General features: G+C 38.4%; 20 protein-coding genes. 9 read left to right on the top strand and 11 right to left on the bottom strand.

Annotated features, from left to right (window positions below):
- Window positions 1-92 precede the first annotated feature (92 nt).
- Both rplS and H9L23_RS21960 read left to right on the top strand, forming a co-directional pair.
- Window positions 93-440, top strand: coding sequence for a 50S ribosomal protein L19 (gene rplS, locus H9L23_RS21965; protein ID WP_025141628.1), 348 nt, complete (start codon window positions 93-95; stop codon window positions 438-440).
- A 198-nt stretch (window positions 441-638) separates the two neighbouring features.
- Window positions 639-1,685 (top strand): mechanosensitive ion channel family protein, encoded by a 1,047-nt coding sequence (locus tag H9L23_RS21960; protein ID WP_246474758.1) that lies wholly within the window; start codon window positions 639-641, stop codon window positions 1,683-1,685.
- A 465-nt stretch (window positions 1,686-2,150) separates the two neighbouring features.
- Here H9L23_RS21960 and H9L23_RS21955 read toward each other — a convergent pair whose 3' ends face one another.
- The 3 genes from H9L23_RS21955 to H9L23_RS21945 form a co-directional block, all read right to left on the bottom strand.
- A complete protein-coding gene (locus tag H9L23_RS21955) occupies window positions 2,151-2,810 on the bottom strand; it encodes a phosphatidylserine decarboxylase family protein (protein WP_025141626.1) in 660 nt (219 codons plus the stop codon).
- A gap of 55 nt (window positions 2,811-2,865) precedes the next feature.
- Window positions 2,866-3,408 (bottom strand): hypoxanthine phosphoribosyltransferase, encoded by a 543-nt coding sequence (gene hpt / locus H9L23_RS21950; protein ID WP_187592323.1) that lies wholly within the window; start codon window positions 3,406-3,408, stop codon window positions 2,866-2,868.
- 147 nt (window positions 3,409-3,555) lie between these two features.
- A complete protein-coding gene (locus H9L23_RS21945; protein WP_187592322.1) occupies window positions 3,556-5,718 on the bottom strand; it encodes a transglycosylase domain-containing protein in 2,163 nt (720 codons plus the stop codon).
- A gap of 131 nt (window positions 5,719-5,849) precedes the next feature.
- Here H9L23_RS21945 and H9L23_RS21940 point away from each other — a divergent pair, with 131 nt between their 5' ends.
- The 4 genes from H9L23_RS21940 (at window position 5,850) to H9L23_RS21925 (ending at window position 8,537) form a co-directional block, all read left to right on the top strand.
- On the top strand, window positions 5,850-6,926 hold the full coding sequence (locus H9L23_RS21940) for an Mrp/NBP35 family ATP-binding protein (RefSeq protein ID WP_187592321.1): 1,077 nt from the start codon (window positions 5,850-5,852) through the stop codon (window positions 6,924-6,926).
- A gap of 35 nt (window positions 6,927-6,961) precedes the next feature.
- A complete protein-coding gene (locus tag H9L23_RS21935) occupies window positions 6,962-7,207 on the top strand; it encodes a NifU family protein (RefSeq protein ID WP_025141622.1) in 246 nt (81 codons plus the stop codon).
- A 53-nt stretch (window positions 7,208-7,260) separates the two neighbouring features.
- Window positions 7,261-7,896: a peptidase associated/transthyretin-like domain-containing protein gene (locus H9L23_RS21930; protein ID WP_187592320.1), complete on the top strand. Its 636-nt coding sequence runs from the start codon at window positions 7,261-7,263 to the stop codon at window positions 7,894-7,896.
- 98 nt (window positions 7,897-7,994) lie between these two features.
- A complete protein-coding gene (locus tag H9L23_RS21925) occupies window positions 7,995-8,537 on the top strand; it encodes a hypothetical protein (RefSeq protein ID WP_187592319.1) in 543 nt (180 codons plus the stop codon).
- A gap of 197 nt (window positions 8,538-8,734) precedes the next feature.
- Here H9L23_RS21925 and def read toward each other — a convergent pair whose 3' ends face one another.
- The 4 genes from def to H9L23_RS21905 all read right to left on the bottom strand — a co-directional run bounded on the left by def (window position 8,735) and on the right by H9L23_RS21905 (window position 13,380).
- Window positions 8,735-9,295, bottom strand: a complete 561-nt coding sequence (def, locus tag H9L23_RS21920; protein WP_025141620.1) for a peptide deformylase — start codon at window positions 9,293-9,295, stop codon at window positions 8,735-8,737.
- A gap of 150 nt (window positions 9,296-9,445) precedes the next feature.
- Window positions 9,446-10,678: a M16 family metallopeptidase gene (locus H9L23_RS21915; protein WP_187592318.1), complete on the bottom strand. Its 1,233-nt coding sequence runs from the start codon at window positions 10,676-10,678 to the stop codon at window positions 9,446-9,448.
- Between the two features lie 26 nt (window positions 10,679-10,704).
- Window positions 10,705-11,157 (bottom strand): hypothetical protein, encoded by a 453-nt coding sequence (locus tag H9L23_RS21910; RefSeq protein ID WP_187592317.1) that lies wholly within the window; start codon window positions 11,155-11,157, stop codon window positions 10,705-10,707.
- Window positions 11,158-11,301: 144 nt separating this feature from the next.
- Window positions 11,302-13,380 (bottom strand): S9 family peptidase, encoded by a 2,079-nt coding sequence (locus H9L23_RS21905; RefSeq protein ID WP_187592316.1) that lies wholly within the window; start codon window positions 13,378-13,380, stop codon window positions 11,302-11,304.
- A 473-nt stretch (window positions 13,381-13,853) separates the two neighbouring features.
- Between H9L23_RS21905 and proB the strand changes: the two genes are divergently transcribed.
- Window positions 13,854-14,933 carry a glutamate 5-kinase gene (proB, locus tag H9L23_RS21900; protein ID WP_187592315.1) on the top strand — a complete coding sequence of 360 codons (1,080 nt, stop codon included), beginning with the start codon at window positions 13,854-13,856 and terminating at the stop codon, window positions 14,931-14,933.
- 116 nt (window positions 14,934-15,049) lie between these two features.
- Window positions 15,050-16,297 (top strand): glutamate-5-semialdehyde dehydrogenase, encoded by a 1,248-nt coding sequence (locus tag H9L23_RS21895; RefSeq protein WP_187592314.1) that lies wholly within the window; start codon window positions 15,050-15,052, stop codon window positions 16,295-16,297.
- A gap of 165 nt (window positions 16,298-16,462) precedes the next feature.
- Here the strand turns inward: H9L23_RS21895 and H9L23_RS21890 are convergent, their stop codons facing one another.
- Window positions 16,463-17,845, bottom strand: coding sequence for an MBL fold metallo-hydrolase (locus H9L23_RS21890; RefSeq protein WP_187592313.1), 1,383 nt, complete (start codon window positions 17,843-17,845; stop codon window positions 16,463-16,465).
- Window positions 17,846-17,994: 149 nt separating this feature from the next.
- On the opposite strand from H9L23_RS21890, the gene H9L23_RS21885 reads away from it, so the two are divergent.
- Window positions 17,995-18,249, top strand: a complete 255-nt coding sequence (locus H9L23_RS21885; protein ID WP_187592312.1) for a hypothetical protein — start codon at window positions 17,995-17,997, stop codon at window positions 18,247-18,249.
- Between the two features lie 53 nt (window positions 18,250-18,302).
- On the opposite strand, the gene H9L23_RS21880 is transcribed toward H9L23_RS21885, so the two are convergent.
- The 3 genes from H9L23_RS21880 to H9L23_RS21870 form a co-directional block, all read right to left on the bottom strand.
- On the bottom strand, window positions 18,303-18,677 hold the full coding sequence (locus H9L23_RS21880; protein ID WP_187592311.1) for a hypothetical protein: 375 nt from the start codon (window positions 18,675-18,677) through the stop codon (window positions 18,303-18,305).
- 232 nt (window positions 18,678-18,909) lie between these two features.
- Window positions 18,910-19,527 (bottom strand): XAC2610-related protein, encoded by a 618-nt coding sequence (locus H9L23_RS21875; protein WP_187592310.1) that lies wholly within the window; start codon window positions 19,525-19,527, stop codon window positions 18,910-18,912.
- 39 nt (window positions 19,528-19,566) lie between these two features.
- Window positions 19,567-20,286, bottom strand: coding sequence for a hypothetical protein (locus H9L23_RS21870; protein WP_187592309.1), 720 nt, complete (start codon window positions 20,284-20,286; stop codon window positions 19,567-19,569).
- Window positions 20,287-20,292: the final 6 nt, after the last annotated feature.

The following is a 20,292-nucleotide window of genomic DNA, read 5'->3' as shown; positions in this document are numbered from 1 at the left end:
AAATTAAAATAGGTTTTTTTTTCTCAAAAATAATCCCTAATATTGCAATCCGATTTTCACGGGATGAAATATCGATTTAATAGCTTAAAATCATGGATTTAGTAAAATTTGTTGAAGAGCAGGCCATCGCGAAAAAAGATTTTCCTGCGTTCAAGTCTGGCGATACAGTGAGCGTGCACTATAAAATTCGCGAAGGTAATAAGGAACGTATCCAAATTTACCAAGGTGTTGTAATACAACGTAACAGTGCTGGTGCTAACGAAACCTTCACCGTACGTAAAATGAGCAACAGTATTGGTGTTGAACGTATTTTCCCTATCAATTCTCCAAACATTGAGAAAGTAGAAGTGAATAGCTATGGTAAAGTTCGTAGAGCGAAATTGTTCTATTTACGTGCTTTAACTGGTAAAGCTGCTCGTATCAAATCATTGAGAAAATAATATTCTTTATTATACGATATAGCCTTCACGATTAATTTCGTGGAGGTTTTTTTGTTTATACCTTTGTTAAATGTTAGATTCTGCTTTTTTCGACCAAGTTTTTTGGGGCAACACTGTAAAAGCCTATTTCCTTTTCGGGGGATACTATTGTTAGGCCTGGTATTTAAAAATATTTTTTCTAAGTTATTAAGCAGGTTATTGTTTAGGCTTTTCAGAAGTTTCTCCAACCAATCGCATAACGATGCCTTTGTAGCTTTGCTGGTAAAACCGATTGAGATTTTTATCCTCCTTTCTACCCTTTATCTTTCCATTAACCAATTAAAACACCCTTTAGAGGTTGCTGTATTCCATTACAGTAAATTAATCGGTAAAACAAAGGAATTAATCCCCGTAACCATTGGCGATTGTGTAGACAGGATATTCCTGTTTATGATTATCCTATCCTTTTTCTGGATTATATTAAGGATAATCGATTTCATTAGTCATGTGTTATTGTATAAAGCTTCCCTTACCGAAAATAAGGCCGATGATCAATTGGTGCCTTTTTTAAAGGAACTGTTTAAAACCATTGTCATTTTTATAGGCTTTTTTACGCTTTTAGGCTTCGTTTTCGAGGTGAATGTGCTAACACTCATCACCGGTTTGGGTATTGGTGGTATTGCCATTGCTTTGGCAGCTAAGGAGAGTTTAGAAAACCTGATCGGATCATTCACCATCTTTTTAGATAAGCCTTTTACGGTTGGCGATCTGGTAAAGGTTGATGGTGTAGAGGGAACAGTAGAAAAGGTTGGTTTTAGAAGCACCAGGATCAGAACATCTGAAAAAACCATGGCTACCCTACCCAACAGGGGCATGATAGACGGAGTTTTAGAAAATCTTTCCTTGAGAAATTCGCGTAAAGTATCTTTTGTGATCGGACTTACTTATGAAACCAGTTCAGATTCGTTAAGAAAAATTATTACCGAAATTGAAAGTTACATCAATAATCACGAAGGTACGAGCGATGATGGAAACGCCTCTTTCAAAAGCTTTGGCGATTCGGGTTTGAATGTTGAGGTTAATTATTTTGTAACGGTACTTAATTATACCGAATTTCTTAAAATCAGACAGGAAATCAACCTGGAGATTATGGATATCGTGATCCGTAATAAATCGGATTTTGCTTACCCAACACAACGTTTAATCAGCGACAGGCCGCTTGGCAATGCCACAGAAAAAGAAGTGGGTAATGATGCTACTGATTAAATAGATTCCTACTGCATAAATTAAAGAAATTGCCATACAGAAGGTGTAATGGATAAGGGAAAAAGTTCCTTTTTTTGGAAAGCAAAGCCTGTGGTAATGATTAAAGTTTGTTCCTGCTATCCACTGATTCCCGTGGTTTGTGTCTCCACAAACCACTGCGTAAATTAAAGAAATTGCCATACAGAAGGTGTAATGGTTAAGGAAAAAAGTTGCTTTTTTGGAAAGCAAAGCCTGTGGTAATGATTAAAGTTTGTTCCTGCTATTCACTACAAGTCCTCTCCCGATGAAAAATCGGGATCCGGGCTTTCCGTTGCTATCAGGTTTAGGTGGATTCTTCAGTGTTACAAAATCCTTTCAATTCCCGGGGTCTGTGTCCTCACAAACCGCTGCGTTAATCAAATGGTAGTAAAAACAAAAAGCCGGTTTAGCATTAACTAAACCGGCTTTTTATAAAATATTATATCCTTAGCTTAGAGTTGCCAATGTGGTGATCCCGCCTTTTACAACCTGATTAAGTTCTACGTTAACTTTGGTGCCTACCGGAAGAAAAACATCCACCCTCGATCCGAATTTGATAAAACCGAACTGTTCTGTTTGTACCACCTGATCACCTTCTTTTACATACCATACAATCCTGCGGGCTAAAGCCCCTGCAATTTGACGGAATAATACCGGAGTGCCGTTTTTATGCTCTACAACTGTGGTTGTACGTTCATTTTCGGTAGATGATTTAGGGTTCCATGCCGCAAGGTATTTTCCCGGGTGGTATTTAAAAAATTTAACCACTCCTGAAATGGGGTTACGGTTAATGTGCACGTTTACGGGCGACATAAAAATAGAAACCTGTAAACGTTTATCTTTAAAGTATTCGCCTTCTTCTGTTTCTTCGATTACTACGACTTTACCATCTGCAGGGCAGATTACGAGGTTTTCGCCTGAAGAGAAGCTGCGGCTCGGATTACGGAAAAACTGCAATACAATGATAAATAATGCAGCCGAAAAAATATAAATGAACCAGCGCAACCAGGTAATGTCGTGATATTTATAATCAACAATCGCGTTGATAACGAAAATAAACAGTATGCTTAAGGCAATGGTAGTGTAACCTTCTTTATGTATGGTCATTGTGTTAAAAATTATTGGGCAAAGGTGCGAAAAATAAATTAATCCAATCTAAAAATTATGCGCCCGTTGCTCTGTAAATATCGGTCAGGTTTCGGCCAAGGCCGTTATAATCTAAGCCATAACCTACTACAAATTCGTTAGGTATTTCAAAACCAACATATTCCAGCTCTTCAATTTCGTACTTTAATGCGCTTGGTTTTAGCAAAAGTGAACTTACCTTAACCGATGCCGGATTTTTTTCTTTGATCGTTTTTAAAATGTGGGTTAAAGTAAGGCCGGTATCAACAATGTCTTCTACGATGATGATATCCCTTCCCTCAATGTTTTCAGGCAGTCCAATCAGTTCTTTCACATTACCAGAGCTTGATGCACCTTCATAAGAGGCCACGCGCATAAAAGCAACTTCGCAGGGTACGTTAATTTCTTTAATTAAATCAGCCATAAACAAAAAACTGCCATTTAGCACGCCGATAAATAAGGGGCATTTGCCTTCATAATCAACGTTCATCTGAATACCCATCAAACGGATCCGTTTATTTAAGGTGTCGTTTTCTAAAAATATCTCGAACTCTTTATCCTCTACTTTTATTTTGTGCATTTGATGTTAAATAGTTAAATGTTGCAAACTGGTAATGGTTAATTGTATAAAGTGTTTAATTGTTGGGTTTGGCTAAGAACTGAAAACCGCCAGCTGTAAACTATTCTCGTTTCATCATCTCCAAACTCCAAACACCCAACTCAAAAACTATTGTTGGCTCTTCTCCAGTTCCTTTTGGCGTCTCCGTTCTTCCCTGCGCTCCTGCCTTAACTGTTTTTTTGTTTTGGTGGTATCGGCAGGTGTGATCGCCTGTTTATTTGTGGTGGTATCCTTTTTAGATCCGCCGCCAAATAAACGTTCAAAGAAACTTTTATTCTTATCATGTACAATTACAACCGGTAAGCCATCGCCATCATCATCAAAAGCAGAAGTATCAACCACAGCGGTATCAGGTGCCAAATAACGACGGAGACCCTCTCTCAAGCGAACATTATAAAAACCATAACCCGAGGTATCGCCAGGTGTTAAACCTTTTCTGGCCATAATATTCCCCATAAACCTAAAATAGTTGAACATATAAGGTTTCAAACTGCCATCGGCCATAAATTTATACATCGATGCTTTTGGCTTAGGCACAATACTGGCCAAAAATAGTCCGTCACCAATGTTTAAATCAGCAGGTTGTTTTCCAAAATAATATCTAGAGGCTTCTCCTATTCCGTAAATGTTCTGGCCAAGCTCCATAATGTTGAAATACACTTCAAGCATGCGCTGTTTGCTTACCAGGTGATTGTGTTCGATAAGCCAGACAATTAAAATCTCTTCGGCTTTACGGGCCAAAGTTTTCTGACGACTTAAATAAACGTTTTTAACCAATTGCATGCTGATGGTACTGCCACCACGTTTAAATTTCTTTTCCTTAAAATTTACGGCAATCGATTTCCGGATCGATTCTTCAACAAAGCCGTTGTGTGTAAAAAAGGAAGGATCTTCTGCCGTTAAAACAGCGTTAATGAAATTTTTAGAAATAGCCGATAGAGGTGTAAAATTCGGATTGGATGGGCCAATGGTAATATCGCGCATCGGTTTCCCATATTCATAAGGCGTGTAAACAAACGTATTATTAATTTTTTGAAGATTCGTTTTGCCCCATTGTACAATTTTAAAATTAACTGGCGTTAGTGTGGAATTAAATCGTACACTGTCAGGTATTTTGGTATCCAGGTAAAAATTGAGGTTATATTTAACCTTACCCTGTACTTTTAACCCTTCCAGCGATTCGAACAAACCCTGTGGAAAAGCATCTAAAATGCTTTGGGCATCCTGCTCCTCAGCGTTTAACTTTAACTCGTATATCTTATTTTTTCCTAAAGTGTATTTAACAAAAGGATGGATCTGTGCATTTTTTAGGTAAGCTGTTGATGAGCTATCTAGAGCAATATAGTTTTGGCCAACCAGAATATCGGCATCCAGTTTTGCACTTTGGACAATAATATCGTTGGAAGCAATACGCGGCTGGTTGATCAACATATTTTTTACCGACCATGAGCCTGATATTTTATAATCATCGCCACTGTATTTTGCATTTTTAAGCTCCGTTTGTAAGGTGTCGAAACTGATTTTTGCGTGGAGTTTATTATTCAGGTAGGGTAACTCGAGTTTTTTACCGTCAGCATAAACCGTAAAGCGTAATTCTTTGCTTCCTGGATTTACATGGCCATCTACGTGCCAGGTAGCTTCACCATTATTTACATTTATGGCCGATTTTAAGTCCCCGCCATCAATTGTTGCCACGGTGGCAAAGCTCAGTTTAGCCGTATCATGATCATTTAGTTTAAAAATCATGTTCTGTACATCCATATCATCAGGGATTTTGTACAAAACCTGATTTAGGATGTTGCTCGCTATTTCTGATAAGTTAACTTTTCCTTTTGTTTCAGTGCTGTCTTTTTTCTTTCTTTTTAAGATAAAATCGATGTTGGTGGTCGAATCTTTAAGCACTACGCTTACAAAACCTTCTTTCAGTTTTACTTCCGACAATTTTACATTGCCAAAAATGAGCGGAAGGAGTTTTACACCTACACTCAGCTCTCCAATGTTGGAAAGGGTATCGCGCTCTTTAGGAACAACAGAAATGTTGGTCATTTTAACCGTACTCAGGCCGGTAAATCCGGCGCTGCCGATTTTAACTTCAAGACCATAATCTTTGTCGGCCTTGGCAATTGCTTTGGCTACCATTTTTTTAAGAAGGGCTTCCCTTTTGCTATAAGCTACGGCGCCCAAAGCAATACAAACGACTAAAAAAACACCTAAAACCCAGGCTCCGATTTTTAAATATTTTTTTGGGATCTTAATTTTTGGTATTCGCATATAGTCGTTAAAATGGTTAATTGCTTAAACGTAACAATTAAATGTTTATTTCGTGTTAAAATTACAGTTAAAAAGCCTAAATAAAAGTATTTATGGCTATGTTTTGTTAATTTTGAATTTAAATTAATACAATGCAGATTAGCCCGCAACAAGTTTTAGATGCGCTTAAAAATGTTGAAGATCCCGATCTTAAAAAAGATCTGGTTACCCTAAACATGATTAAGGATTTACAGATAGCAGATAACCAGGTCAATTTTACATTAGAGCTTACTACGCCGGCATGCCCGATGAAGGAAATGCTGAAAAACGCCTGTACAAATGCCATTAAACATTTTGTATCGCCAACGGCAGAAGTCGTGATCAATGTAACTTCGAGGGTTACGCAGCCAAGCAACTCATCTTCACTAGATAACATCAAAAACATCATTTTGGTTTCATCAGGAAAAGGTGGCGTGGGTAAATCTACGGTATCGAGCAATCTGGCTGTTGTATTGGCAAAAGATGGTGCCAAAGTTGGCCTGATCGATGCTGATATTTATGGTCCATCGGTACCTACCATGTTCGACCTGGTTGATGCAAAACCCGGTGCTGAAGAAACCGCAGATGGGAAAACCAAAATTTTGCCGATCGAAAAATACGGAATCAAATTATTGTCGTTAGGCTTTTTTGCTGATCCCGGACAACCGGTGCCTTGGCGCGGCCCGATGGCCTCAAATGCAGTAAAACAACTTTTTAACGATACCAACTGGGGTGAACTCGATTACCTGATTGTTGATCTTCCACCGGGAACAGGCGATATCCACATTACCATTACGCAGAGTTTCCCGATTTCGGGAGCAGTTGTGGTTACCACACCGCAACAGGTTGCTTTGGCCGATACACATAAAGGTTTAGCGATGTTCAGGATGCCGGGAATCAATATCCCGATTTTAGGCGTTATTGAAAACATGTCGTATTTTACACCTGCAGAATTACCCGATAATAAATATTACATTTTCGGAAAAGGTGGTGGAACGGAACTTGCAGCACGTTTTGATGTGCCGTTTTTGGGTGAAATTCCAATTATCCAGAGTATTTCTGAAGCGGGAGATCAAGGAAAACCGGTTGCATTGAACCAAAATCCTTTGTTAGATGGCATATTTGGCGATATTGCAAGTAAGATTGCACAGCAAATTTCCATCAACAATGCGCAAATGGTGAATTGCTAAAAAATTACTATTTTTATAACCTTAAAAAATATATAATGAATTTAACAGAACAAGTAGAACAGGCATTGGAAACCATCAGGCCATATTTAAAGGCTGATGGAGGTGATGTTTCTGTTGAAGAAATTACATCTGAAGGAACAGTAAAACTTAAGCTTTTGGGTAACTGCGGTTCTTGCCCGATGAGTTTCATGACGATGAAATCGGGTATTGAACAGGCAATTATGAAAGCTGTTCCGCAGATCACTTCGGTAGTTGCCGTAAATATGGCAGAGCAAGAGTAAGCTTTAACACTATTTAACTAGAAAGTTTTATTATAAAAATTACTTTTGTCTTAATGAGATATTGTATTACCCTGATTTGCCTAATTTTTTCCATAACCGCTTTTGCACAACAAAAGCCGGCACAGGATAAACTCATCCAATTTTCAGGGATTATTACCGATATTGATAGCTCAAACGTAATACCTTACGTAACCATCACCAATCTTTCCTCGAAGAGTAAAAGGGTTGGTGCCGATTACAGGGGATATTTTACTTTTATTGTTAATCCAGGCGATACCATCTTATTTACCGCCATTGGATATAAAAAATTCTCAACAGTAATACCACAAGGTACGCCGGATAGCAAATACACTATCATGGTTAAATTGAAAGCTAATGTGATCGATTTACCTTCGGTACGTGTTTTTCCATGGGCAACCACAGAAGAATTTACCCGCGAGTTTTTATCGATGAAACTGGCGGATGATGATATGGCCATTGCCAAAAAGAACCTTTCGCGTTCGTCAATTGATGGCCTGATCCAAACGCTACCACGTGACGGACAGGAAATCGGCAGTCAGAATTACCGATATAATTTTGACAGAATGGTGAATAAGAACATGGTTCAAACCAATCCACTACTTAATCCTTTCGCCTGGGGCAAGCTGATGCAGCAGATCTTTGATGGTGATAAAAGCAGGACGAATTAGTCTGGAGTCTTAAGTCTGGAGTCCTTAGTCCTGGGTGTAGCGGACAGTTTTAATTAGCAATTATATTTTATCATCATTCAGATTTTAACGTATCCGGAATGAAAATTTTTCCCTTTCAATCATTCGTATTACATTCGGATATTTCAGCCAACGAGGCCTTGGATAATTTATCGGGCGCTTTACCAAAAGATCAAAAACTTTCTCTGCGTTTCATTCCCAGAAATCCGGACAATATACCATTCAAAGGATATATTTACGGTTCGACATTTAATATCAAGAGAAATTTATTGTATAGAAACTCTTTTCAGGCAGATATTTCAGGAGAAATATTTGCAGAAGGCAGTGGTTGTAAAATAGATATTAGGCTAAGTTTAATGCCGCTTGTAAAGGGTTTTTTAATGATTTGGTGTTCATTCGCAGCAATTTTTTGCCTCATGTTTCTTTTTGGGGCAATAAAAGAGCAAGAGCCAAATCTCGCATTTGGTTCATTAATCGCAATGGGTATGCTTGGGTTTTGTTATTTAATTGTATCTGTTGGTTTCAAATCTGATTGTGAAGAATGCAGGAAAGCGCTAAATGCTGTTTTTAAGGTTGAGCCGCAACCCATCTTTAAAGGGAAAGACTGGAGGGATGATAAATAGTTTGTGTACTAAACAGTGGTTCGTGGAGACACGAACCAAGGCGCGTTGGGTTTAATAATTAAAGCAAAAAAAGATCCTGAAATAAATCCGATAGCTATCGGATCAGGATGACGAATCCCATGAGAAATTGATCCAGATTGTAGCAATAAAAAAGGGAAAACATTTCCATTTTCCCTCTTACATTTTCCATTTAAGGCCTATCTTTTCTTGCTCTTGTTCGGAAACTTCATTTTGTAATCTGTTTTGATATTTCCTTTCGAAATGGCATCGAGTTTACTTTTAAGCATCGTTTTACGGAGCACACTTACTTTATCGGTAAATAATTTTCCTTCGATGTGGTCATATTCATGCTGAATTACACGTGCAGGCATTCCATCAACATCATCTGTATGTTCTACCCAGTTTTCGTCGAAATAAGTAATTTTGATGTTCGGTTTACGCATGATGTTTTCGCGGATATCAGGAATACTTAAGCAACCTTCGTTAAAGCTCCAGGCTTCGCCGGTTTCTTCCAAAATCTCTGCATTGATAAATACTTTTTTGTAACCAGGTTTGCCATCTTCATCTTCACCAGTATCTACAATAAATAAACGGATCGGCAAACCAATCTGAGGTGCAGCAAGCCCCACCCCGTTTGCGTAATACATGGTGTCGAACATATCGCTGATCAATTGTTTTAATTCAGGATAGTCTTTATCGATATCGGTTCCTACCTTTTTTAAAACAGGGTCGCCGTAAGCTACTATTGGTAATTTCATTGTATTGTATTTTATGTCGTCCGTCATTGCGAGGCACGAAGCAATCTTAAAGCGCTGGGTGAACTAGCGATTGTTGTAGAATTGCTTCGTGCCTCGCAATGACGAAAAAAGTCAAGCAATGCAAATCGCATTTTTTTACAAAAATAACAATTATTCCTCTATTGGACAGAAAGTAAAGATATTCAGTTGCTCAATATCTAAAATTTCATGGGTAACATCTGCCATTTGTGTGGTGGTAACGGCATTAATTTTCTCAAAAACGGTTTCCAACGAATCTATTTTATCATGATCAATCAGGCTTTTGGCCATTGAAATGATTAAACCGATCCTGTTTTCTTCTCCTAAAGCAATTTGTCCGATAAATTTGTTTTTGGCTTTTTGCAACTGCAACTCGTTTAAAGGTTTCTCTTTAAGTTTCCTGATCTCTTTAAAGATTAAAGAGAGTGCCTTGGTCTGTTTTTCTTTATCGGTGCCAAAGTAAATGGAAAAAATGCCGGTATCATGTAATGGCGAGAAATTAGATTCGATGGTATAGGCAATTCCGTATTTTTCCCTGATCTGTAAGTTTAGAACCGAGCTCATTCCATTACCGCCAAAGTAATTGTTTAACAACATTAAAGGAACTTTTTGCGATTGGTAGGTAGAATAAGCTTGGGTGCCCAAAATACAGTGCGCCTGCATAATCGGTTTGTAAATAGTGGTATTGTTTTGCGGAAGTTTACCTGGTTTAATCCTTTTTTTAACAGGATTGTTCTCTTCAACATCTGCAAAATATTTACTTCCTTTATTTACAACGCTGTTTAAAGTATAATTTCCTAAAACGGCGACTACAATTTCGTTGGTGCGGTAATTGGCCTTTCTGAAATTGATGACATCTTCACGTGTAAAGTTTTGCACGGATTCTGTTGTGCCCAAAATATTGTTGCCCAATGCATGACCGGCGAAAAGCATGTCTTCGAAATCGTCATTAATGGCTTCTTCAGGCTGATCTAAATAAGAGGAAATTTCATCCAAAATCACGCTTTTTTCCTTATCCATTTCCTCCTCGGGGAAAGTAGAATGGAACATGATATCGTTAAAAAGATCTAATGTCCGATCGAGATATGGATTTAAAAAAGAAGCATGTACGCAAGTATATTCTTTTGTGGTATAGGCGTTTAAATCTGCCCCAACACTTTCCAAGCGATTTAAAATCTGGTTGGTGCTGCGTTTTTCGGTACGCTTAAAAATTAAATGCTCGATAAAATGTGCTAAACCAGCTTTGTTTTCAGGTTCATCGCGAGACCCTGTATTGATGATGATGCAAGCGTGAGATATGGCAGAAGCCGAGGGCACATGCAGTAAGCGTATGCCGTTTGGCAAGGTGTGAACATTGTATTCCATTGAGGGGCAAAGATAAGGCTAATTGCTTACAAAGCCTCCGTATCGGGGTATTGCAATTGTAAAGTGGAAATCAATTTATCTTTGGTTGGTCTTTTTAGGACTAAAAAAACAAAATTAGCGAGGCCAAAAATCAAAAAGAAGGAGTTGTGCGTCATAAAAAATCCAACAATATTAAAAAGTGCGCCACCTTCTAAAAGTGCAGAGCTGATGATAAAGGCACTTTGGTACATGTTGATCTTCGTATCGGCAGTAGCAGATTTATCGATTTTAGCAATTAAATTTCTGTAAAAGAAAATGCTTCCTGATATGGTAATCAGTCCCATAATCGGGAATATAGGGTTAAAAGGCGCAGTAGTTTGTGGATTGGCATCAAAAAACATGATTTCGCGGTTAAGGAAAATAGTTACCAATGCAAATAGGAAAACGCCAGAGCATAGTGCGAGGTGGATGATTTGGAGTGTTTTTAGTTTGGTGTTCATTGTGGGGTGATATAGGTTTTGATTTAAATTTTAAAAAAGACGGTCGTCATTCCCGCGCAGGCGAGAATCCTAAAGCGTTTGTGCGTTAAGATTCCCAATCAACCCGATAGCTATCGGGTTGGGAATGACGAGCCGGGTAAAAAATTATTTCGTTATTCCCTCCAGCGAGAATAAAAAGGACCAGCGTAATGCCACATCCTTTAAATAGTCGAAGCGGCCAGATGCACCACCATGACCAAATTCCATATTGGTTTTAAGCAGCAGTACATTTTTATCGGTTTTGGTTGCCCTTAATTTGGCTACCCACTTGGCAGGTTCAAAATACTGCACCTGGCTGTCGTGCAAACCAGTTGTAACCAGCATGTTCGGATAAGCTTTTTTCTCTACGTTTTCGTAAGGAGAATAACTTTTCATGTAATCATAAGCGGCTTTTTGTTTTGGGTTTCCCCATTCATCAAATTCGTTTGTAGTAAGCGGAATACTTTCATCAAGCATGGTATTAACCACATCTACAAAGGGAACATCAGCAATCACACCATTCCATAAATCGGGAGCGATATTAACCACGGCACCCATTAATAAACCACCCGCACTTCCACCATGTGCATATAAATGGCCTTTCGAGGTATATTTCTGGTCGATTAAATACTCGCCTGCCGCAATAAAATCGGTGAAGGTGTTCTTCTTTTTCATCAGTTTTCCGTCTTCATACCATTGGCGTCCCATTTCCTGTCCGCCGCGGATATTGGCAATGGCAAATACAAAACCCCGATCCAACAAGCTTAAACGTGGTGAAGAGAAATAAACATCAGAATTTGCCCCATAGGATCCATAACCATAAAGCAACAATGGCGATTCTCCATTCTTTTCGAGGCCCTTTTTATAAACCAGGGCAATCGGCACTTTGGTGCCATCTTTCGCCGTTGCAAAAATGCGCTCAGTAACATAATCTTTTGGATTATAGCCGCCCAAAACCTCCTGTTGTTTCATTAGTTTCTGGTCTTTTTTTACAAGATCATAATCGTAGATAGAGTTTGGAGTAGTTAATGAGGTGTATGAATAACGTAAGGTTGTGCTGTTATATTCAGGGTTAGCGCCTACGCCGGCATCGTAGACAGGTTCGTCAAATTTGATATAATAATCGCTTTTGTCTTTTTTGAGTACGCGCAGCTCGGTTAATCCGTTTTTACGCTCTGATAAAACGGTAAAATCTTTAAATTCTTCAGCACTTTCCAGTAAAACATCGGCACGGTGCGGAATTACCTCTTTCCAGTTTTCTTTTTCGGTTTTATCCAGCGGACATTCCATTAAGCGGAAATTCTTGGCGTTCCAGTTGGTTAAGATCAAAAATTTGCCATCAACAGGCATTACATCATACAATACATCTTTTGATCGGGCTGCAAAAACTTTAAAAGGGCTTTCCGGATGGTCGGCATCTACTATTTTATATTCTGAAGTGAGCGTTCCCTGCGAGGCAATAAAGATATACCGTCCGTTTTTCGATTTACCTACACCGATATAGTTGGTGTTATCTTTCTCATCGTAAACCACTGCATCGGTTTTGGCATCTGCACCAAGCACATGTTTTTTGATTTTTTCGCTTAGTAGCGTAACCGGGTTTTTTGAAGTGTAAAAGAAGGTTTTATTATCGTTGGCCCAGGCCACTCCACCTTCTGTATTGGTAATGGCATCTTTTAAGATCTCGCCGGTTTCTAAATTTTTAATGTTAATGGTGTACTGGCGACGTGAAACCTGATCGACACCAAAGGCCAGCAATTTATTATCGGGACTGATGCTAAATCCGGTTGCGCTGTAATAAGCATGGCCTTTTGCCAGCTGATCTACATCCAGCAAAATTTCTTCAGCAGCAGATAAACTTCCTTTCTTACGGCAGTATTTAAAATATTGTTGTCCGTCTTCGGTGCGTGAGTAGTAATAATAACCGTTTTTAAAAACCGGAACTGATTCGTCTTTTTCTTTGATTCGGGCTTTCATCTCTTTAAAAAGATCAGCCTGAAACTGATCTGTACTTTTCATCATCGTATCCAGGTAAGCATTTTCAGCTTTCAGATAATTCACAACTTTTGTACTGTCTGGCCCCTTTTTAAAATAATCGATCATCCAATAGTAATTATCTATTACGGTGTCGCCATGTATTACTCTTTGGTGCGGAATAATTTCCGCTATGGGTGCCTTTGCATCAGGCCACTTTATTGCTTTCATTTCTTTCTTTTGGGGTGATTACAAGCCGTAATTGCGCTAAGCAATATAAGGCCGGGTAAGATACGTTTCATAGTGGTTTGATTTAGGTTCAATTGCAATTTAATAATTTAGTTCAATAGTTCATTAGCCATTAGTTTATTAGTGGTTAACTGGTTAATTGTTTAAATCGGTTAACTGTTTTAGGCAACTAACACTTCTGGCCTCGGTCCTCGGACTTAATAAATAGTTCATTTGTTTATTCGTGGCGTGGTGGTTAATCGGTTAATTGTTTAAATCGGTTAACTGTGTTATGCGCCAAGACTCCTGGCCTCGGTCATCAGACTTCGGATTCATAGGTTAAACACCGCCATACGCTTAGCGCTAAACGCCAAACTCATTTCCATTTTCGCAAAAATCCATCAAGCCTATAGATAATCATCCGAATTAGAAAAATTGATGTTAAATTGCCACATCCAAACGGTTTGAAGATCATAATGAAATTAGGGTACAAAAAAATAGTTGTTAAAGTTGGTTCAAATGTAATTACGCAAGCCAATGGTTTGCCTGATGAAGCAAGAATTAAACACCTTGTAAATCAACTGGCTGACATTAAAAAGCAGGGCATTGAGGTGATTTTAGTGTCTTCGGGTGCCGTGGCATCGGGCAGAAGTTTGATAAAAGTATCCGAAAAACAGGATGCGGTAACTACCCGGCAGCTTTTGGCGGCTATTGGTCAGGTGAAACTGATCAATACCTACTCCAATTTTTTTGCTGCACACAATATACAATGTGCGCAGGTTTTGGTTACGAAAGAGGATTTCCGTGACCGGGCGCATTATTTGAACATGAAAAACTGCCTGCAGATTTTGCTTCAAAACGAGGTAATTCCGGTGGTAAATGAAAATGATGTGGTTTCGGTAACTGAACTGATGTTTACCGATAATGATGAACTGGCCGGTTTAATTGCTTCGATGTTGAATGCCGATGCCCTGATTATCTTGTCGAATGTAAATGGCATTTATAACGGTGATCCGAAAATTGAAGGTTCAGCTGTTATTGAGGAAATTAATGGTTCAGTTGCTAACCTGGCTTCATTTATCCAAACTGGTAAATCGCAATTTGGCCGTGGCGGAATGATTACCAAATCGACTATGGCACAAAAGGTGGCTAAATTGGGCATTTCTGTGCATATAGCCAATGGAACGAAAGACGATGTGCTAATTTCTCTGTTAAATAATGATCTGGTACATACCCGTTTTGTGCCCGAAAAAAGTAAATCGGGTAAGAAAAAATGGATTGCCCATTCAGAAACCGCTGCTACAGGGGTAGTTAAACTCAATGATGGCGCTAAAACCGTGCTAACCTCCGGTAAAGCAACGAGTTTACTACCTGTAGGTATTATCGAAATCCAAACGGACTTTTTAAAGGGTGATATTATTAAAATTATCGATGAAAAAAATAACCTGATTGGGCTGGGAATAGCAGAATACGGATCGGATAAAGCCAGAGAACGCATCGGACAGAAAAAGCAAAAAGCGCTAGTACATTACGATTATTTTTATTCGGCTATTTAGTTGGGTTAATCACGGAGCCCATAGAGAAAAAATCACAGAAGGACACAGAGTTAATCAAATTCTCTCTTTTCCTCTGTGTAATGCTCGGTGACCTCTGTGGTCAAAAAGAAAAAACAATGAATTACAAACAATACTTCGAAAAAGCAAAACAGGCTAGTCGCACTTTGATTAGCTTAGGCAAAGAAACAACAGATGCTGTTTTAGAGGATCTGGCTGAAGCTTTAGTGGCCAATATAGCGGAAATTCTTACTGAAAACGATAAGGATTTAGCTAAAATGCCTATCGAAGATCCTAAATACGACAGGTTAAAGTTAAGTGCAGCACGTATTGCGGATATTGCAAATGACCTGAAAAATGTTGCGGGCTTAAACAGTCCATTGGGTAAAATTCTATCCGATAAAATATTGGATAATCAACTTCATATTCAAAAGGTAAGTGTGCCTTTGGGGGTTGTGGGTGTAATTTACGAAGCCCGTCCCAATGTTACGGCTGATGTATTTTCGCTTTGTTTTAAAACCGGGAATGTTGCCGTATTAAAGGGTGGAAGTGATGCTGAATTTTCTAATCTCGCGATTGCAAAGGTAATACATCAAGTATTGGATAATCATAAAATAAACCGCGATGTTTTAACCTTGTTGCCAGCGGAAAGGGCCGCAACCGAAGCTTTGCTAAATGCCAGGGGATTTGTTGATGTGCTGATCCCCAGGGGAAGCCAATCGTTGATTAATTATGTGCGTGAAAACAGTAAAATCCCTGTTATCGAAACCGGAGCAGGCATTGTTCATACTTATTTTGATGAATCAGGTGATTTAGAGAAAGGAAAAGCAATTATTTTCAATGCCAAAACCAGAAGGGTAAGTGTATGTAATTCTTTAGACTGCGTGTTAATTAACGAAAATAGATTGAATGATCTGCCTGCACTTTTATCTCCTTTGGCTGATGGAAATGTAGAGCTGTTTGCAGATGAAAAAAGCTATGAAGTATTAAAATCATCTTATCCAGCTCACTTACTAAATCAAGCCACGCCTGAACATTTTGGTACAGAGTTTTTGTCGTTAAAATTAGCTGTTAAGGTTGTTGATGGTTTAAATGCTGCACTAAACCACATTGCTGATTATAGCTCGAAACATAGTGAAGCCATTATTTCTGAAGATGCCGATAATATTACCCAATTTTTAAATGAAGTAGACGCGGCTGCGGTGTATGCCAATGCCTCTACGGGTTTTACTGATGGCGCACAGTTTGGTCTTGGTGCGGAAATTGGCATTAGTACACAAAAACTACATGCCCGTGGCCCAATGGGTTTAGAGGAATTAACGAGTTATAAATGGGTGGTGAGAGGTGATGGACAAGTGAGGAAGTGATGTTGGATGGAAGATTTGAAAGGGAAAATGGAAGATAGTTGGATTTATAGATTTATTGTCATTCTGAGTGCAGCGAAGGATCTCTAAGCTTTTGGTTTAATAGCCGCAATGGTCATCAACTATGAACCAAAAGACCATGAACTATTAACCCAACGAACAACTGAACTACAACTCAAACACCGCTCCCCTCTCGGGCACTTCAACATCAAAACCGTCTTCCTGTAGTGCCAGCGATAAACTTTGCAGACTTTTATCTTCGCCATGTACCAGGAAAACTTTTTTAGGCTGACCGGTTTGTTTAATTGTTTTTACTAAATCGTTATGATCGCCGTGGCCACTTAACAGATCGGTTTGGCGGATAGTAGCGTAAACCATCATTTCACGGTCTTTAATCCGCACAATTGGTGCACCACTTAATAATTTATATCCCAGGGTTCCTTTTGCACAGTAACCGATAAAAAGAATGGTGCAGTAATAATTCTGAATGTTGTAATATAGGTGATCCTGGATCCTTCCGCCTTCTAACATACCCGCAGATGAAATGATAATGCAGGGATCAAAATAATTAGAAACATCTTTACTTTCTTTCATGGTTTGCGCATAAGCCAGGTGCTCAAATTCAAACTCATCACCCATAGTCTGGTAAAAATCTTTTGCCTCCTGATTCACCAGGTTATGGTGTTTGCGGTAAACCTCTGTGGCTTGAATTGCCATGGGACTATCGACAAAAATCTGGATTGGCGGAAGCAGTTTTTTAGTAAAAATCTGATTAAGCGCAAATACGAGCGATTGCGTTCTGCCAATGCTAAATGCTGGAATAATTAATCTTCCGGGACTTTTTATGCAGGCTTCTGTAATTTCCTGAACCAATCGTTCTTCAAGCGTTTGGTTTTTAGTATGCATTCTGCCACCATAAGTTGCTTCGCTTACTACATAATCTACTTCTGGCAATGGTTCGGGATTTACCAAAACAGGGTAGTTTTCTCTGCCAATATCGCCGGTAAAAACTATTTTTTTCTCTGTGCCGTTATCATTTATGGTTAAAACAGCCGCTGCAGCACCCAACAAATGGCCTACAGGCACAAATGTTATGCTGATATCGCCATTAATTTTGAAAGGTTTATTGAAAGCAATGGTTACAAAACGATCTATCGTATCCATCACATGTTTGTGCAGGTACAAAGGTTTCGGTCCGCTAAAATTGCCGCGTTTGGTACGTGGTTTTCTGCCTGCTTTTCTTAAAAAAAGTTCAACAGAATCGAATAACAATATTGAAGTTAAATCGGCAGTTGGTGGTGTACAAAGTACCTGGCCATCAAAACCCAGGCGTACCAGCGTAGGTAAATTGCCAGAGTGATCGATATGGGCATGAGTTAGAATTACGAGGTTAATGCTTGCCGGATCGAATGGGAATTGCTGGTTTTCTTCCTGATAGGTTTCCTTTTCATAATCTAATCCGCAATCTATCAGTATTTTATAATGCCCAATTTCGAGTAAGTGCATACTCCCTGTTACCTGTTGCGCTGCGCCCCAAAACGTTAACTTCATCTTCTTATCTGTACAGTAAATTCTTTAGCCGTAAAGTAGTATAATTGATGGGATTTTTAAACAATCAGGCGTAATTTTTTAATTATAGTTGATCGGCTTCTCTAAATTTAAGCTCAAAAGATTTTTATCTTTGTAAGAAAATATCAGTTATGCAAGAACCTTTCGACATCGAAATCGGCCCAGTTAATTATTCAGTTTTCCCTGAAGGAAATGTTTCTTATACCATTTTTAAAGATGGTAGAGAATACATTCAGATTCAAAAAGATACCTCATCGATCTGGTTAAAAATGGATTATAAAACCGAATTGCCAATTTTTGAGGAAGACGAAGAAGTGAATGCCATCGGTCAGGCCATTGAAAAATACGAGCCTGAAGAAGAGGATGAGGACGAAGAAGAGTTATAGCCATAAAAAAGGCCCGATTTTTTAAGATCGGGCCTTTTGCTTTATTATGGTTTTTACCTTGTGCAATTTGCCGTCCAGGTTTGGCCATCTTTTACAACCAGAACTTTAAGGTTGCTGGCATCAATACTAATGCCTGTTAAGCCTGAGCCTACGCTCACATAACTGTTATCGCCAGTTTTTTCAAACTTTACACCTGTAATATCAGGAATGTTGTTGCCAAAGTAAAAGTTATACGTTTCGCCAACTTTGCTCACGGTTACTTTACCATCAGAACTGTTGATGGTTGTTTGGCCATTGCGGTAAGAAACCGTTCCTTTGTAAGTACCCACGAAGAAATCTTTATCTGCTGGATCAGTATCTTTTTTACACGATGCCATTACTGTTAATGCTATTAAAAGCATACTGAAAATTTGGACTGTCTTTTTCATCTCTTTCACTTTTTTGTTTTAAATAGGGTTGAATAATGTAACAGCCCTATGACAATGACTATGCCAAAGAAGATTTTTGACCGCTTAAATCAAGGTGATTTAGGAAATTGATTTAAATTTTAATTAACTGAAATTTAGATATTTATACCTGTTTGATGTTTTTTTGGCTAATTTTTTTTAGGATAGGAAATAATAGGAGCAGAACACTGTATTCTTTTTAGAATAATCGTAATTAATGGACAGATTTTTTTAAAATTTTCTTAATTCTTTTATCCAGTTCAGTGGGATCGCTTTCAAAATTATCTGCAAAACTCTTTCCGATCTGATAGGCTTTATAATCCTTTGAAATTTTATAGATGCTATAATTATTTGTGCCAGATAAACCGTATGATACCACAACGTGATATTTGCGGTTGTATTCGGGATTGACAATGTTTTCGAAATTTTTAACCCTGTTGATTTTTTTGTTTTTAGGATCAATCAGAAATAAATAATAAAATGCATTGCCACCCCTTGCACCTGTTTCCGAAAAAATCACAATGTCTTTAATGCGATCATTATTATAGTCCTCATAAGAAATATTGTCTTTAATCAACGTTAAATAAATCTTTTCTTTCCAAAATACCTGATCCATTTTTAAACCAATTTTACCAAAATAAACAAGAGCATTTACATCCTCTTCCGCTGTTTCTTTTTCATCTACTGCATGTTGTATGGCCAGCACATAGCTTTTATCCTGAAATGGATAAATGTATTGCCAGGTGCCTTTTGCGCCAGCCTGTTTAAATATTTTTTGAGCAAACGAATGGCCGGAGATAAATAAAAAACATAGAAAAAATATCCTGTTCATGTTTGGCATTTTACATTTTGTTATAAGATTGTATAAATTTTACATCTCTGATAGTTTTTGGGCAAACTCTTCCGTCATTTCGTCAAGTGTAAGTAACCTGCTCCAATTAAATTTTTTCCAGACTGTTTTTGGTTTATTGGTTTTGTCGCTAAACATGTTGCCGCCAGAGGTTTCGCTTTTTTTACGCGTAGAAAAATTAATGCTCGTAATGGTTTCTTCTCCGGAAGATCGGCTATAGCTCCCGATATCAAAGCCGATCAGTTCCATTTTCTGGTTCTGGAACCTGAAAGTATAATCGAAGTTACTTACTTCGTAAGAACCGCAGCTTAACCAATATTGATAACTTAAAATGAGTGCACCATTCCTTATTGCTATGGCGCCTGTTTCTTGTAAAGGATCGGCCAAACAGGTACTAACCGTATCATTTTCAGTTGGTATAAATTTGGTGTTTTGAACCTGTAATTGGTACTGACCAGGTATTTTAAAGAGCACTAAAAGCATGCGTGGATTAACGTTGAGTTTCTCTCCACCCATACGGTCGTTTTTGATAACGTTTTTTGGATTGGTATTCTGGATAATGATCGCTTGATCGGGTAAATTATCTTTATTTAAATCGCCTTTTGCCTGATAAATTACTTTCCATCCTTTTGGTATAAACGCGTTTATATTGGCGCCTGTTTTTGGGATTTGAGGATGATCTGTTTGTGCATATAGATGGACAGAAATTAGTGAGAATAGGATGATTATAATGTGTTTCATGGATAA

Source organism: Pedobacter roseus (assembly GCF_014395225.1).
Classification (GTDB): domain Bacteria; phylum Bacteroidota; class Bacteroidia; order Sphingobacteriales; family Sphingobacteriaceae; genus Pedobacter; species Pedobacter roseus.
This window is presented reverse-complemented; position numbering and strand designations above follow the sequence as displayed.